This is a genomic window from Neorhizobium petrolearium (assembly GCF_029854435.1).
Lineage (GTDB): Bacteria > Pseudomonadota > Alphaproteobacteria > Rhizobiales > Rhizobiaceae > Neorhizobium > Neorhizobium petrolearium.
Genome location: NZ_CP123000.1, coordinates 1,021,246 through 1,033,315, shown reverse-complemented (window position 1 = coordinate 1,033,315; position 12,070 = coordinate 1,021,246). Strand labels below are relative to the sequence as shown.

14 protein-coding genes are annotated in these 12,070 nt (G+C 61.9%); 7 read left to right on the top strand and 7 right to left on the bottom strand.

All coding sequences use genetic code 11. From position 1 onward, the window contains the following. Positions 1 to 553 precede the first annotated feature (553 nt). Positions 554 to 838 carry an acylphosphatase gene (locus tag QEO92_RS05345; RefSeq protein ID WP_227702412.1) on the top strand — a complete coding sequence of 95 codons (285 nt, stop codon included), beginning with the start codon at positions 554 to 556 and terminating at the stop codon, positions 836 to 838. Positions 839 to 933: 95 nt separating this feature from the next. Next, positions 934 to 1,548, top strand: a complete 615-nt coding sequence (locus tag QEO92_RS05340) for a GNAT family N-acetyltransferase (protein ID WP_227702411.1) — start codon at positions 934 to 936, stop codon at positions 1,546 to 1,548. 3 nt (positions 1,549 to 1,551) lie between these two features. On the opposite strand, the gene QEO92_RS05335 is transcribed toward QEO92_RS05340, so the two are convergent. The 7 genes from QEO92_RS05335 to QEO92_RS05305 form a co-directional block, all read right to left on the bottom strand. Beyond that, positions 1,552 to 2,166, bottom strand: coding sequence for a riboflavin synthase (locus tag QEO92_RS05335; protein ID WP_227702410.1), 615 nt, complete (start codon positions 2,164 to 2,166; stop codon positions 1,552 to 1,554). Then, positions 2,166 to 3,269, bottom strand: a complete 1,104-nt coding sequence (gene ribD / locus QEO92_RS05330; RefSeq protein ID WP_227702409.1) for a bifunctional diaminohydroxyphosphoribosylaminopyrimidine deaminase/5-amino-6-(5-phosphoribosylamino)uracil reductase RibD — start codon at positions 3,267 to 3,269, stop codon at positions 2,166 to 2,168. The genes QEO92_RS05335 and ribD overlap by 1 nt, the downstream gene beginning before the upstream one ends. A 13-nt stretch (positions 3,270 to 3,282) precedes the next feature. After that, positions 3,283 to 3,762, bottom strand: coding sequence for a transcriptional regulator NrdR (gene nrdR / locus QEO92_RS05325; protein WP_037150667.1), 480 nt, complete (start codon positions 3,760 to 3,762; stop codon positions 3,283 to 3,285). A gap of 29 nt (positions 3,763 to 3,791) precedes the next feature. After that, complete coding sequence (gene glyA / locus QEO92_RS05320) at positions 3,792 to 5,081, bottom strand: serine hydroxymethyltransferase (protein ID WP_227702408.1); 1,290 nt, start codon at positions 5,079 to 5,081, stop codon at positions 3,792 to 3,794. A gap of 175 nt (positions 5,082 to 5,256) precedes the next feature. Next, complete coding sequence (locus tag QEO92_RS05315; RefSeq protein ID WP_037150937.1) at positions 5,257 to 6,588, bottom strand: L,D-transpeptidase family protein; 1,332 nt, start codon at positions 6,586 to 6,588, stop codon at positions 5,257 to 5,259. 357 nt (positions 6,589 to 6,945) lie between these two features. Next, complete coding sequence (gene ldtR, locus QEO92_RS05310) at positions 6,946 to 7,461, bottom strand: transcriptional regulator LdtR (RefSeq protein ID WP_037150934.1); 516 nt, start codon at positions 7,459 to 7,461, stop codon at positions 6,946 to 6,948. Positions 7,462 to 7,694: 233 nt separating this feature from the next. Then, a complete protein-coding gene (locus QEO92_RS05305; protein ID WP_227702407.1) occupies positions 7,695 to 8,132 on the bottom strand; it encodes a DUF6163 family protein in 438 nt (145 codons plus the stop codon). Positions 8,133 to 8,249: 117 nt separating this feature from the next. On the opposite strand from QEO92_RS05305, the gene QEO92_RS05300 reads away from it, so the two are divergent. The 5 genes from QEO92_RS05300 (at position 8,250) to QEO92_RS05280 (ending at position 12,039) form a co-directional block, all read left to right on the top strand. Further along, the gene (locus tag QEO92_RS05300) at positions 8,250 to 8,627 is read left to right on the top strand and encodes a cupin domain-containing protein (RefSeq protein ID WP_227702406.1); all 378 of its coding nucleotides are present in this window, start codon (positions 8,250 to 8,252) and stop codon (positions 8,625 to 8,627) included. Positions 8,628 to 8,704: 77 nt separating this feature from the next. Then, complete coding sequence (gene hemB / locus QEO92_RS05295) at positions 8,705 to 9,721, top strand: porphobilinogen synthase (RefSeq protein WP_227705094.1); 1,017 nt, start codon at positions 8,705 to 8,707, stop codon at positions 9,719 to 9,721. A gap of 62 nt (positions 9,722 to 9,783) precedes the next feature. After that, positions 9,784 to 10,242, top strand: a complete 459-nt coding sequence (locus QEO92_RS05290; RefSeq protein ID WP_227702405.1) for an RDD family protein — start codon at positions 9,784 to 9,786, stop codon at positions 10,240 to 10,242. Between the two features lie 120 nt (positions 10,243 to 10,362). Further along, a complete protein-coding gene (locus QEO92_RS05285) occupies positions 10,363 to 11,124 on the top strand; it encodes an arginyltransferase (RefSeq protein WP_227705093.1) in 762 nt (253 codons plus the stop codon). 15 nt (positions 11,125 to 11,139) lie between these two features. Beyond that, positions 11,140 to 12,039 carry a DMT family transporter gene (locus tag QEO92_RS05280; RefSeq protein ID WP_227702404.1) on the top strand — a complete coding sequence of 300 codons (900 nt, stop codon included), beginning with the start codon at positions 11,140 to 11,142 and terminating at the stop codon, positions 12,037 to 12,039. Positions 12,040 to 12,070 lie beyond the last annotated feature (31 nt).

The following is a 12,070-nucleotide window of genomic DNA, read 5'->3' as shown; positions in this document are numbered from 1 at the left end:
AGTTACGGGAGAGCCCACGCACATGCGAAACCTCTCAAATGTATAATATGGTGGCTGCGCATGTGCGTGGCCTTCGGCGTTCTCTCGGGGCTTCCGGCCCCTACAGGTGATCATCTCGCCTCGCTGCGTGGTCTCGTTCACGCCCGTCTTTTCGGGACAGGCTCACCACTTGCACGGCTCAACCGAACCTGACCCGGCGGCCAGGGGGAGGCTTGATAGGAGGCGATCGGGTTTGTCGCCCGCTCTCCTCCATGGCTTTCACCTCTTCCACCGTCCCCGCACGTTACGGTTCGGATGGAAGCGCCGGCCCCCGCCTGCCCGCGAACGTCTCGCGAAACACTCCGGCGACGGAAGCGGAGAGATTGTAGGCATGGGTTGGAAGAGCGAGGATGAGAAAAGGGCCAAGTGATTGAGGAATTTGAGCTGCAGAGGGGAAACGTCCTCGCCGCGGGGGATGAACGGCTGGCGGAACCGGCGGCCGAACGCGCTCCGATGCCTCTTGACCCCGCTTCCCTCGTTTCCATTTCAATGGCGTTGCCAAGAGGAGGCGACCATGTCCGATGATCATAATGCCGTCCTTGTCAGAATAACCGGGAGGGTCCAGGGCGTCAGATTCCGCGTCTGGACACGCGACGAGGCGGTCCGGCTCGGTTTGACGGGCTGGGTCCGCAACGAAGAGGACGGGGCGGTGGTCGCCCTGATTGCAGGCCCTCATGCCGAGGTCTCGATGATGATCGAGCGCTTTCGACGCGGGCCTCCGGCCGCATCGGTTTCCGGTGTGGAAACACAAGCGACCACACTGGCAGAGTTTCCGACGGAGTTCCGCATCAGCCGGTGACGGCGCCCACGATGCGCCAAAGAAGACATTGAAAGTTCGGGCTGGCAGAGCGCCACAAAGCGTGGTCTTTTCCTCGCAGAAAAGAGGAGCGCGCCATGAACGAACCGACTGGGCCCGTCGCCAATTCCGCCGATTTCACGTTCGACCCGTTCGAACAGGCTACGTCCCGCAAGGGCGCCGGCATCCCAACGATCGAGACCGAGCGGCTCATCCTCAGACCGCACCGGATCGAGGATTTCGATGCCTATGCGGCATTCTGGGCCGATCCGGAGGTTGTTCGCTTCATCACGGGGGTTCCCTCTACGCGGGAAAACAGCTGGGGGCGGATGCTGCGGGTCAACGGCATGTGGCACCTGATGGGCTTCGGTTTCCTGGCGATCGAGGAAAAGGCGACGGGCCGGCTTCTCGGCGAGGCAGGCTTCCAGGACATGCGCCGCGATTTCGAGCCTTCTATCGAAGGTACGCTTGAAACCGGATGGGCGCTCATCCCCTCCGCCCACGGCAAGGGATATGCGACGGAGGCGGTCGGCGCGCTCCTTGCCTGGGCCGATGCGCATTTTCCAGGCCAGCGAATGACCTGCATCATCAGCCCGGAAAACCAGGCCTCTCTGCGGCTTGCCGCCAAGTTCGGTTTCCACGAATTCGCCCGCAGCAACTACCACGGCCCGATCGTCGTGCTTGCCCGTGAAGCAGGCGCACGGGCGGCGTAGACCTCAGCCCTTTGCCGGAAACTCCGCCAGGCGCGCGGCATAGCGGGCCATGGTGTCGACCTCGAAATTGACGAAGTCGCCCGGCTTGCGGTCGCCCCAGGTGGTGACGGCCAGTGTATGGCGGATCAGGAGCACGTCGAAATCCGTGCCCTCGACCGCGTTGACCGTCAGCGACGTGCCGTCGAGCGCGACCGAACCCTTCGGCGCGACGAAGCGAGCCAAATGTTCCGGCGCGCGAAGACGGATGCGCACCGCCTCGCCTTCCGGCTCGATCGCAAGGATTTCCGCCTTGCCGTCCACATGGCCGGAAACGATATGGCCGCCGAGCTCGTCGCCGATCTTCAGCGGCCTTTCAAGATTGATCCGTGTACCCTCGGTCCATGCGGAGACCGTCGTCAGCCTGAGCGCCTCCTCCCAGGCTTCCACCTCGAACCAGCGCTCGTTGCTGCCTCCGTCCGGAAGAGCGGTCACCGTGAGGCAGACGCCGGCATGGGCGATCGAGGCGCCCATATCGATCGTCTTCGGATCGTAATTGGTGGCGATCCTGAGCTTCAGCCCCTCGTCCATCGGCGTCAGTTCGGAGACCGTGCCGACATCGGTGACAATTCCGGTGAACATCAGGAGACCCTTTCGTATTCGAACGCGCGGTCAGGACCGTATGCGGCTTCGCCGACCAGCTCGAAGCCGTCCGGGATATCGGATGGCACGACGGGCGATTCAAGGCCGTTGCCGTCAATCGTGCCGATGCCCTGGAACAGCAGGATGCGATCCACGAGGCCAGCATTCAGGAAGGATTTCGCGACCGCAGCCCCGCCCTCGACCAGGATGGAGGAGATCCCCCGGGTCGACAGCGCTCCCAACAGCAGTTCCAGATCGTGCGGGTCGCATTGGAGCGTTTCGACACCGGCCGCCCTGAGGGCCTCCCGGCGCTCGATGACGGCCTGATCCGGATCGTCGCTGAACAACGGCGGTTCGCCGGCAACCGCAATCACCGGCACGTCCTTCGCCGTCCGCACAAGATTGGAGGTCAGCGGCAGGACGAGCCGCCTGTCGAGAACGATGCGGGTGGGCGACCTGTCCTCCATACCGGGAATTCGGACCGTGAGTTCCGGGTCGTCCGCAAGCACCGTACCGATGCCGACGAGGATGGCATCGGCCTGAGCCCTCAGCCGATGCACCTCGTCCTTGGCGAGCAGCCCTGTGATCGCCACCTCTTCACCCGGACGGCCAAGCATGCCATCGGCGGAAACCGCAAGCTTCAGCGTCACATAGGGGCGGCCCTTCGTCTGACGCATGAGGTAGCTGGCGAGCGCCCGCCGTCCCTCCTTCTCCATCAAGCCGTTTTCCACGATGATGCCCGCCTCCTCGAGGATCGCCAATCCTCGGCCGGAGACACGTGGGTCCGGGTCGGTCAGGCAGGTGACGACGCGGGCGACGCCGGCTTCCACCAGCGCATTGGCACAGGGCGGCGTCTTGCCGTAGTGCGAGCAGGGTTCGAGCGTGACATAGACGGTCGCCCCCCTCGCCTTGTCGCCGGCGATCGCGAGCGCCTGGGCTTCCGCATGCGGCCTGCCGCCCGGCGCCGTTACCGCCTCGCCGACGATCTCGCCGTCCTTGACAATGACGCAGCCGACCGATGGGTTGGTGCCGGTCAGGCCGGTATGCCGACGCGACAGTTCGAGCGCCCGCGTCATGAACTTTTCGTCATCAGCCGCGGTCATCCGTCACGCTTTCCTATGGCTCCACGCCGGGATCGCGAGCGATCTTGGCATTGATCTCGGCGATCACCTTTTCGAAATCCTCCGCATGGGAGAAATCGCGATAGACCGACGCGTAGCGCACGAAGGCCACGTCATCGAGGCTCTTCAAGGCTTCCAGCACCTGCAGGCCGATTTCCTCCGACGAAATCTCGCTTTCGCCCGAGCTTTCCAGTCGCCGGACGATGCCGGAGACCGCCCGCTCGATGCGGTCGTTGTCGACCGGCCGCTTGCGCAGCGCGATCTGGAAGGAGCGCACCAGCTTGTTGCGGTCGAACGGCACCTTGCGGCCGGTCTTCTTGGTGACCATCAGTTCGCGCAGTTGCACCCGCTCGAACGTGGTGAAGCGGCCGCCGCAATCCGGGCAGATGCGCCGCCGGCGGATGGAGGTATTGTCCTCCGCCGGGCGCGAGTCCTTGACCTGCGTGTCTTCCGAGCCGCAATAGGGGCAGCGCATCGCTTCTCCTTAGGTCTTAGGTTTTCGGCTTACATATAAGGGTACATGGGGAAACGGCCGGTGAGCGCCACGACCTTTTCCCGAACGCCGGCTTCCACGGTGGCATTGCCCTCGTCGGAATTGGCGACCTTCAGGCCGTCGAGAACCTCGACGATCAGGTTGCCGATCGCCTTGAACTCCGCTTCCTTGAAGCCCCGCGTCGTGCCGGCCGGCGTGCCGAGGCGGATGCCGGAGGTTACGAAAGGCTTTTCCGGGTCGAATGGAATGCCGTTCTTGTTGGTGGTGATGTAGCCGCGGCCGAGGGCTGCTTCGGCGCGCTTGCCGGTGGCGTTCTTCTTGCGGAGATCGACCAGCATCAGGTGGTTGTCGGTGCCGCCGGAAACGATGTCGAGGCCGCCGGCCTTCAGCGTCTCGGCAAGCGCCTTGGCGTTCTTGACGATCTGCGCGGCATATTCCTTGAATTCCGGCTGCAGCGCCTCGCCGAAAGCGACCGCCTTGGCGGCGATGATGTGCATCAGCGGACCGCCCTGCAGGCCCGGGAAGACGGCCGAATTGATCTTCTTCGCCAGTTCCTCGTCATTCGTCATGACGACGCCGCCGCGCGGGCCGCGCAGCGATTTGTGCGTCGTCGTCGTTGCCACATGGCAGTGCGGGAACGGCGACGGATGCTGGCCGCCTGCAACGAGGCCGGCGATATGGGCCATATCCACCATCAGGTAGGCGCCGACCGAATCGGCGATCTCGCGAAAACGCTTCCAGTCCCATATGCGGGAATAGGCCGTGCCGCCGGCGATGATCAGCTTCGGCTTGTGCTCCTCGGCCTTCTTCTGCACGTCGTCCATGTCGAGGAGATTGTCGCCTTCGCGCACACCGTAGGAAACGACGTTGAACCACTTGCCGGACATATTGACCGGCGAGCCGTGGGTCAGGTGTCCGCCCGAATTGAGGTCCAGGCCCATGAACGTGTCGCCGGGCTGCAGCAGCGCCAGGAAAACCGCCTGGTTCATCTGCGAGCCGGAATTCGGCTGGACGTTGACGAAGTTGACGCCGAAAAGCTTCTTGGCGCGCTCGATCGCCAGTTCCTCGGCGATGTCGACGAACTGGCAGCCGCCGTAATAGCGCTTGCCCGGATAACCCTCCGCATACTTGTTGGTCATGATCGAACCCTGCGCTTCGAGCACGGCGCGGGAAACGATGTTTTCCGAAGCGATCAGCTCGATCTCATGGCGCTGGCGACCCAGTTCCTTCTCGATCGCACCAAAGATTTCCGGATCGGATTCGGCGAGAGGACGGGAGAAGAAGGCATTGGTGTTCGACATGTGCGAGGCTCCTCGAAGGGGTGGGGCATGCGATGTCGCGTCTTAGCGCCCTGCCGGGTACAGGGCAATATGGAGAACGACATTTGCGGGCCTGAAGACGCGGCGAAAAGCCTTTGAACGAAAAAGCCGCACCCTTTGCGGATGCGGCCTTCGATGGTCTGACGACTGCGCCGGCTTACTGCGGCAGCATGTCGTCCTCGATGGAACCGGCCGGCTTCTCGACACCGGTCGTGGTCTGCAGCGCCAGTTCCTGATTGCCGTCGAGTTCGTAGATGTCGTCGCGGAACTGCACGACGCGGTCCTTCGCCGACCAGGCCGTGACGTAGACGATATAGACCGGCACTTCCTCCGCCAGCTTGATGGGCGTGTTGACGCGGCCGGCGATGACGCGCTCGATCTCCTGGCGCGACCAGCCGGGCGTGTCCCGCAGCAGCCAGGTGATGAGGTCGCGAACGTTCTGCACGCGCATGCAGCCCGAGGATTCGAAGCGCATCAGCTTGTTGAACAGGCCCTGCTGGGGCGTGTCGTGCATGTATTCGTTGTTCGGGTTGTGGAAATTGATCTTCGTCGAGGCCATGGCGTTGATCTTGCCGGGGTCCTGACGGAACATGAAGTTCGGCGCCTTCGGAGCGAACCAGTCGACCGTTTCCGGCGCGACTTCGTTGCCCTTGCCGTCGATCAGGCGGATGTTGTTGCGGGTGAGATAGGTCGGATCCTTGCGCATCAGCGGCACGATGTCCTTCTCGACGATCGAGCGCGGAGCCGTCCAATAGGGGTTGAGGATGACTTCGTAGATCTTCGAGTTGATGGCGTGCGTCGGCCGGTCGATGCGGCCGACGACGGCATTGGTGCGCAGCGCCACGCGGTCGTTCTCCACCGCCTCGATATAGGCGGCCGGAATGTTGACCATCACGTAGCGGGGGCCGAGATCGCCCGAGAACGTCTGGAGACGGACGAGATTCGTGTTCAACTGCTGCAGGCGGACGTCGGCCGATACGTTGAGCGCCTTGACGGTGAATTCGCCGAGAACGCCGTCGGCCGGCAGGCCGTGACGGGCCTGGAAGCGCTTCACCGCGCCGTCGACATAGGAATCGAAAGCGGACGAGATGCCGGCTTCCCGCGGCAGGTCGCCGGAAATCATCAGGCGCTGGCGCAGAACCTGAACGGACGGATCGACGACGCCGATCTTGAGACGCTGCTGGCCGGGATTGATTTCAGGCCAGCCGCCGTTCGAAACGATCTGCTGATAATCGAAAATCGCCTGCTGGATGTTCGCCGGACCGCCGGGGCCGAGAACCGGATTGTTGGAGACGACGCCGACGGCCGTGCGCGACGCCGCCTTGGCGTCGAACTGATCGTCCCAGGTGCCGCGGCGCGGCGCATTGATGAGGTCGTCGACGGCCGACTGCGCAAGAGCAGGTGCGGCAAGCGCCGCAGCTCCGGCGGAAACGGCCGAGCGGAGCAACGCGCGGCGGGACAGAACTTCGGATCCGGTCTTTTTCGACATCATACTACCCATCTGGTCCCGAGTATCGTCTTAAACGCCTACCGGGATATGGTTAACAAATGCGCAAAAGAATGCGCCGCCGGCCACGGCCTCGTCGTCATCGCGATATCGTGAAGCACGAAGTCCCGCACGAAACCCCACCGGCCCTTTGGTTCAGCGGGTCCCATAGCAATATGGCGAATTGGTGTCAGGTGCCGGCGTGTCACAATGCCGTGCGGGGCATGTGATCTTTTTGCATGCCCTTTGCCCGTCAACCGCGAAAACCGGAGGCGCAGGGGACGCATCCGGTTCCGATCGCTGAGGAGGTCTTTTGCCGGCGGCCGCCCCTGTGGATGAGACGGCTGCTGGAGCTTTCGATTACAGACGATAGAGGATCTGGTCGTTCCAGAAACGGTCGAGGCGTTGCAGCAGCTTGTTCATCTGGCTGAACTCGCCTTCGCCGATGCCGCCGACCTTTTCGATCGAGCCGATGTGACGCTCGTAGAGCCTGGCGACGGTTTCGGCGATCGCCTGGCCTTCCGGCGTCAGGCTGATGCGGACCGAGCGGCGGTCGATGCGTGAACGCTGATGGTTGATGAAACCGAGGTCGACCAGCTTCTTGACGTTGTAGGACACGTTGGAGCCGAGATAGTAACCGCGGGAGCGCAGTTCGCCGGCCGTCAGTTCCGAATTGCCGATGTTGAACAGCAGGAGTGCCTGAACGGCGTTGACATCGTCGCGGCCCTGGCGGTCGAATTCATCCTTGATCACATCGAGAAGACGGCGGTGCAGGCGTTCGACCAGATGCAGCGATTCCATGTAAAGGGAGCGAATGGTTTCTTCATGCGGTTCTGCTACTGCCGGTGCCGCCTGCGGCTTCAGTTTCGTGTTCATCATGACTGCCTCACTCTGTTTTGTTTGGCGGTGTTTGTTTCTTCCCGCCTTGAGACAGACACTATCCAATACGCATAAAATTCGACTTAAAACATAGGCTTAACAAAGGCTTAACGCGGCGCGTCGAATTCCGGCGGCCGATTGCCGGCTATGAGAGCCGACACTTCAGGCTATTACAAATCAACAACTTAGCCGGATATTTTTCGTCAAATGCAGCCCCAAAAGCTTTAATTTCAGGGTAAATCAATCCTTACCCGCTCGGCTTTGCGGCGGGCTTCGATCCATAAGGAGAGGCGGAAAACGATATAAAGCGCCGCCACGAGACCGTGCATGAGGGGCACGAGTCGGTTGTAGCCAAAGATTTCGGGCCAGACCATATACATCAGAACCTGCGTCACGGCAGCGATCGCCCAAAGCACCGGTCCCCAGGAAACCGCAAGCCAGAGACCGAGCGAGGCGACCGGGAAAAGAACCGCGAGAGAAGACGCCGCCACCTTCCAGGGAAGGCTCAGGAGATCGAAGCGCGCCATGCCATGCAGCGAATAGCCGACCAGCATCGCCCAATATTGCAGGCCGAACCAGAAGCAGATGAGCGCGATCATCCGCAGGAAGATCACGTAAAGGATTTCCGTCAGCGTGCGCCTCGGTACGTTCAGTGAATCAGGCTCCATAGGATCTACACTAGCCGCCCCGGCCGCCAACCGCCAGTGCCGGACCAGCGCCTGCACAATCGTTCAAGAGCTTTGAATTCGGCCCGGCTAAATCTGCCGCCAACCGAAGGAGCAGACATGAGCAGCGACTTTTCCCGCGCATCAATCAATCTTGCCGAAAAACTGCAGCGGATTCCCGACCTCTGGCAGCCGCGCGTCGTAGCAGAAATGAACGACTACCAGTTCAAGCTCGTCCGCATCCAGGGTGACTTCATCTGGCATGATCATCCCGAGACTGATGAAACCTTCATCGTTCTCGAAGGAGATTTGCGGATCGATTTCCGCGACGGCTCCGTCCATATCGGTCCCGGCGAAATGTTCGTCGTGCCGAAGGGTGTCGAACACAAGCCGTTTGCCGAAAAGGAAGTAAAGATGATGCTGGTGGAGCCGCGCGGCGTTTTAAACACCGGTCACGAAGGCGGCGAACGCACCGCCCAAAACGATCTCTGGATTTAGCGCTGCGGCGATCCCGCCCATTCATAAAGATCCTGCTCCATGATAATAGCGGCGCAATTGCAGAAGAATGGAGCTCTATCATGGACAAGACGCATCTGGTCGACGAGATCACCGGCCATCGCCGCATGCGGCGCAACCGCAAGGCCGACTGGACGCGCCGCCTCGTCCAGGAAAGCCGGCTGACGGTCGATGATTTGATCTGGCCGATCTTCATCGTGCCCGGCACCGGCATCGTCGATCCGATCGCGGCCATGCCCGGCGTCAGCCGCATGAGCGTCGACAAGGCAGTGGAAGCGGTAAAAGAGGCCGCCGATCTCGGCATTCCGGCGATCGCCACATTTCCCGACATCGAAATGGAACTGCGCGACGAGACCGGCTCCAACAGCCTTGTTCCAGACAATCTGATCAATCATGCAACGGCGGCGATCAAAAAGGCGGTACCGAATATCGGCATCATCACCGACGTGGCGCTCGACCCCTTCACCAGCCACGGCCATGACGGAATCCTGCGCGATGGCGTGATCGTCAACGACGAGACGGTGGATCAGATCGTCAGGGCGGCCGTGATGCAGGCGGACGCCGGTGCCGACATCATCGCGCCGTCGGAGATGATGGACGGCCGCATCGGCGCGATCCGCCACGCGCTCGATGCCGCAGGCCACCAGGATGTCGGCATCATGTCCTATGCGACGAAATTCTCGTCCGGCTTCTACGGACCCTATCGCGAGGCGATCAACACGAGCGGCCTCCTGAAGGGTGACAAGAACAGCTACTATATCTCGCCGGCGAACGGCACCGAGGCCCTGCGCGACGCAGCACTCGACGTCGAGGAAGGCGCCGACATGCTGATGGTGAAGCCGGGTCTTGCCTATCTCGATATCTGCTGGCGCATCAAGGAAGCCTTCGGGCTGCCAACCTTCGCCTATCAGGTCTCGGGAGAATATACGCAGATCAAGGCGGCCGCGATGAACGGCTGGATCGACGGCGAGCGGATCATGATGGAGACGCTGCTCTGTTTCAAGCGCGCCGGCTGCGACGGCATCCTCACCTATTTCGCGGTGGATGCGGCGAAGAAACTGGCAAAAAGCCGCTGAGACTTGTTGTATAAATGGTTTCTACCCATATCCTTGGGGTAGAAACAGGAGACACGAACCCGATGACGCTCGACCCGAACCCCGCCTATGCCGCCCCCGACGATTGGCGCGCCTATAGCGGCGTCCTTTCGCGGCGGGTCTTTGCCTTCGTCATCGATTACCTGATCATCCTGCTGCTCTGCATTCCGGCAGCGGTCGTCGTCTTCTTCCTCGGCATCATCACGCTCGGGCTCGGCTTCATGCTCTATCCCGCGCTCTTCGTGATCGTCGCGCTTCTCTATTTCGGCCTGACGCTCGGCGGCCCGAACCAGGCCTCGCCCGGCATGCGCGCCATGGGGGTTGCCATGGCCCGTCTCGACGGCCGGCGGATGGATTTCCTGACGGCGGTCGCCCACACGGTGATCTTCTGGATCATCAATTCGGTGCTGACGCCGCTCATCCTGCTCGTCGGCCTCTTCACCGAACGCTCGCGTCTCGTGCACGACATGCTGCTCGGCACCGTCATCATCCGGACCGCGTAACCGTCACCGACAGAACGTTTGTCGTGCAAGCGGTGCTGTGCCACGCTGCACATGGTTGACGTTTTACTTTTATGCGCCATGGTATGGATTACGATGACAAGACGGGACCACCGCGACGCAATGAATACCCAGGCAACGCCCTCACCGCAGTTTTATCTGACGGCCCCGGCAGTTTGTCCCTACCTTCCGGGCGAGATGGAGCGCAAGGTCTTCACTCACCTGGTCGGTCCGCGCGCCGCCGAAATGAATGATCTCCTCACCCAAGGCGGTTTCCGACGATCGCAAAACATCGCCTATCGCCCGGCTTGCGAATCCTGTCGCGCCTGCGTTTCGGTCCGCATCCTCGCCAATGATTTCGAGCATAACCGTTCAATGCGGCGCGTGCTCGCGACCAACAGCGACCTGGTCTCGACCGTCTATCCAGCGCAACCCTCCACCGAGCAATTCTCGCTTTTCCGCCGTTACCTCGATGACCGGCACCAGCGCGGGGGCATGTCCGACATGTCGGCACTCGACTACGCCATCATGGTGGAGGATACGCATGTCAACACCCGCATCATCGAATACCGCCGTCGCGAGCCGGGTTCGGGCATCAGCAATGAGCCGAAGGGGGAATTGCTGGCCGTGGCACTCACCGACATGATGAGCGACGGGGTTTCCATGGTCTATTCCTTCTTCAACCCCGAACTCGAAAAGCGGTCGCTCGGCACCTTCATGATCCTCGACCACATCAACCGCACGAAGGCGCTCGGCCTGCCGCATGTCTATCTCGGCTATTGGGTCAAGGGTTCTTCAAAGATGGGCTACAAGACCCGCTTCCTGCCGCAGGAGCATCTCACCCCGCGCGGCTGGGAGCTCTACGATCCCTCAACCGACGCCTGATACCCGACCCTCTCCATGAACAGTCACAAGAAGGGCCTCGTGCTCACCACCATCGGCGGGCTCGCGCTCTCCTTCGACGTGCCGCTCGTCAGGCTCGGCCATGGCGAACTGTGGTCGACGATCCTATTGCGCAGCGTCACCACCTTCTTGGCGGCAATCCTCCTCTGGCTCCTCGTCCGCCGCTTCGGTTCCAGCCGCCCGATCCTGATCCCCGGCAAGGCGGGCCTCGCCGCCGGCTTCTGCTACGGCATTTCGACGATCGCGTTCCTCGGCGCCATCTTCAACACGGCGACCGCCAATGTCGTCTTCATCGTCGCCTTCACGCCGATGTTCGCCGCGCTCCTTGGATGGCTGGTGCTGAAGGAACGCCCCTCGCCTGCGACGCTTCTCACCATGCTGATAATGCTCCTGGGTGTCGGACTGATCGTTTCGGGCGGCCTTTCCGGGGGGCATCTCTTCGGCGATGCGCTGGCAATTCTGGTCTCCTTGGTGCTGGCGCTGGCGATCACCATCGGCCGGGCGACGCGCATCGACATGGGCTTCGTGCCGCTCGTCGCGGCTGTCATGCCGGGGCTGATCGGACTTGCCTTCGTGGGCATATCTTCCCTTGCCGGCACGGGCGGCTTTTCGGTCCCCGATCCCTTCTGGGTGATATTCGACGGAGCGGTCATGATGCCGCTCGCCTTCTGGTGCCTGGCAACCGGCCCGAAATATCTCTCCGGCCCGGAAGTCGGCATGTTCTACCTGCTCGAAACGATCCTTGCGCCGATCTGGGTCTGGCTGATCTTTTCGGAAATCCCCTCTTCCCGCACGCTTCTCGGCGGCGCGATCCTCATCCTGGCGCTGATCGGCTATTCGCTCTGGCAGATGCGGAGAGTGGAGAGGGTGAAGGCGCAGATGGCAACCTCCGCCTGATATAGCGCTCGCATTTCAATCTATCTATGGC

What these genes read in the sequence shown, in the direction of transcription:
- QEO92_RS05345 (WP_227702412.1), top strand. Translation starts at nt 554, where the DNA reads ATGTCCGATGATCATAATGCCGTCCTTGTCAGAATAACCGGGAGGGTC.
- QEO92_RS05340 (WP_227702411.1), top strand. Translation starts at nt 934, where the DNA reads ATGAACGAACCGACTGGGCCCGTCGCCAATTCCGCCGATTTCACGTTC.
- QEO92_RS05335 (WP_227702410.1), bottom strand. Translation starts at nt 2,166, where the DNA reads ATGTTCACCGGAATTGTCACCGATGTCGGCACGGTCTCCGAACTGACG.
- ribD (WP_227702409.1), bottom strand. Translation starts at nt 3,269, where the DNA reads ATGACCGCGGCTGATGACGAAAAGTTCATGACGCGGGCGCTCGAACTG.
- nrdR (WP_037150667.1), bottom strand. Translation starts at nt 3,762, where the DNA reads ATGCGCTGCCCCTATTGCGGCTCGGAAGACACGCAGGTCAAGGACTCG.
- glyA (WP_227702408.1), bottom strand. Translation starts at nt 5,081, where the DNA reads ATGTCGAACACCAATGCCTTCTTCTCCCGTCCTCTCGCCGAATCCGAT.
- QEO92_RS05315 (WP_037150937.1), bottom strand. Translation starts at nt 6,588, where the DNA reads ATGTCGAAAAAGACCGGATCCGAAGTTCTGTCCCGCCGCGCGTTGCTC.
- ldtR (WP_037150934.1), bottom strand. Translation starts at nt 7,461, where the DNA reads ATGAACACGAAACTGAAGCCGCAGGCGGCACCGGCAGTAGCAGAACCG.
- QEO92_RS05305 (WP_227702407.1), bottom strand. Translation starts at nt 8,132, where the DNA reads ATGGAGCCTGATTCACTGAACGTACCGAGGCGCACGCTGACGGAAATC.
- QEO92_RS05300 (WP_227702406.1), top strand. Translation starts at nt 8,250, where the DNA reads ATGAGCAGCGACTTTTCCCGCGCATCAATCAATCTTGCCGAAAAACTG.
- QEO92_RS05290 (WP_227702405.1), top strand. Translation starts at nt 9,784, where the DNA reads ATGACGCTCGACCCGAACCCCGCCTATGCCGCCCCCGACGATTGGCGC.
- QEO92_RS05285 (WP_227705093.1), top strand. Translation starts at nt 10,363, where the DNA reads ATGAATACCCAGGCAACGCCCTCACCGCAGTTTTATCTGACGGCCCCG.
- QEO92_RS05280 (WP_227702404.1), top strand. Translation starts at nt 11,140, where the DNA reads ATGAACAGTCACAAGAAGGGCCTCGTGCTCACCACCATCGGCGGGCTC.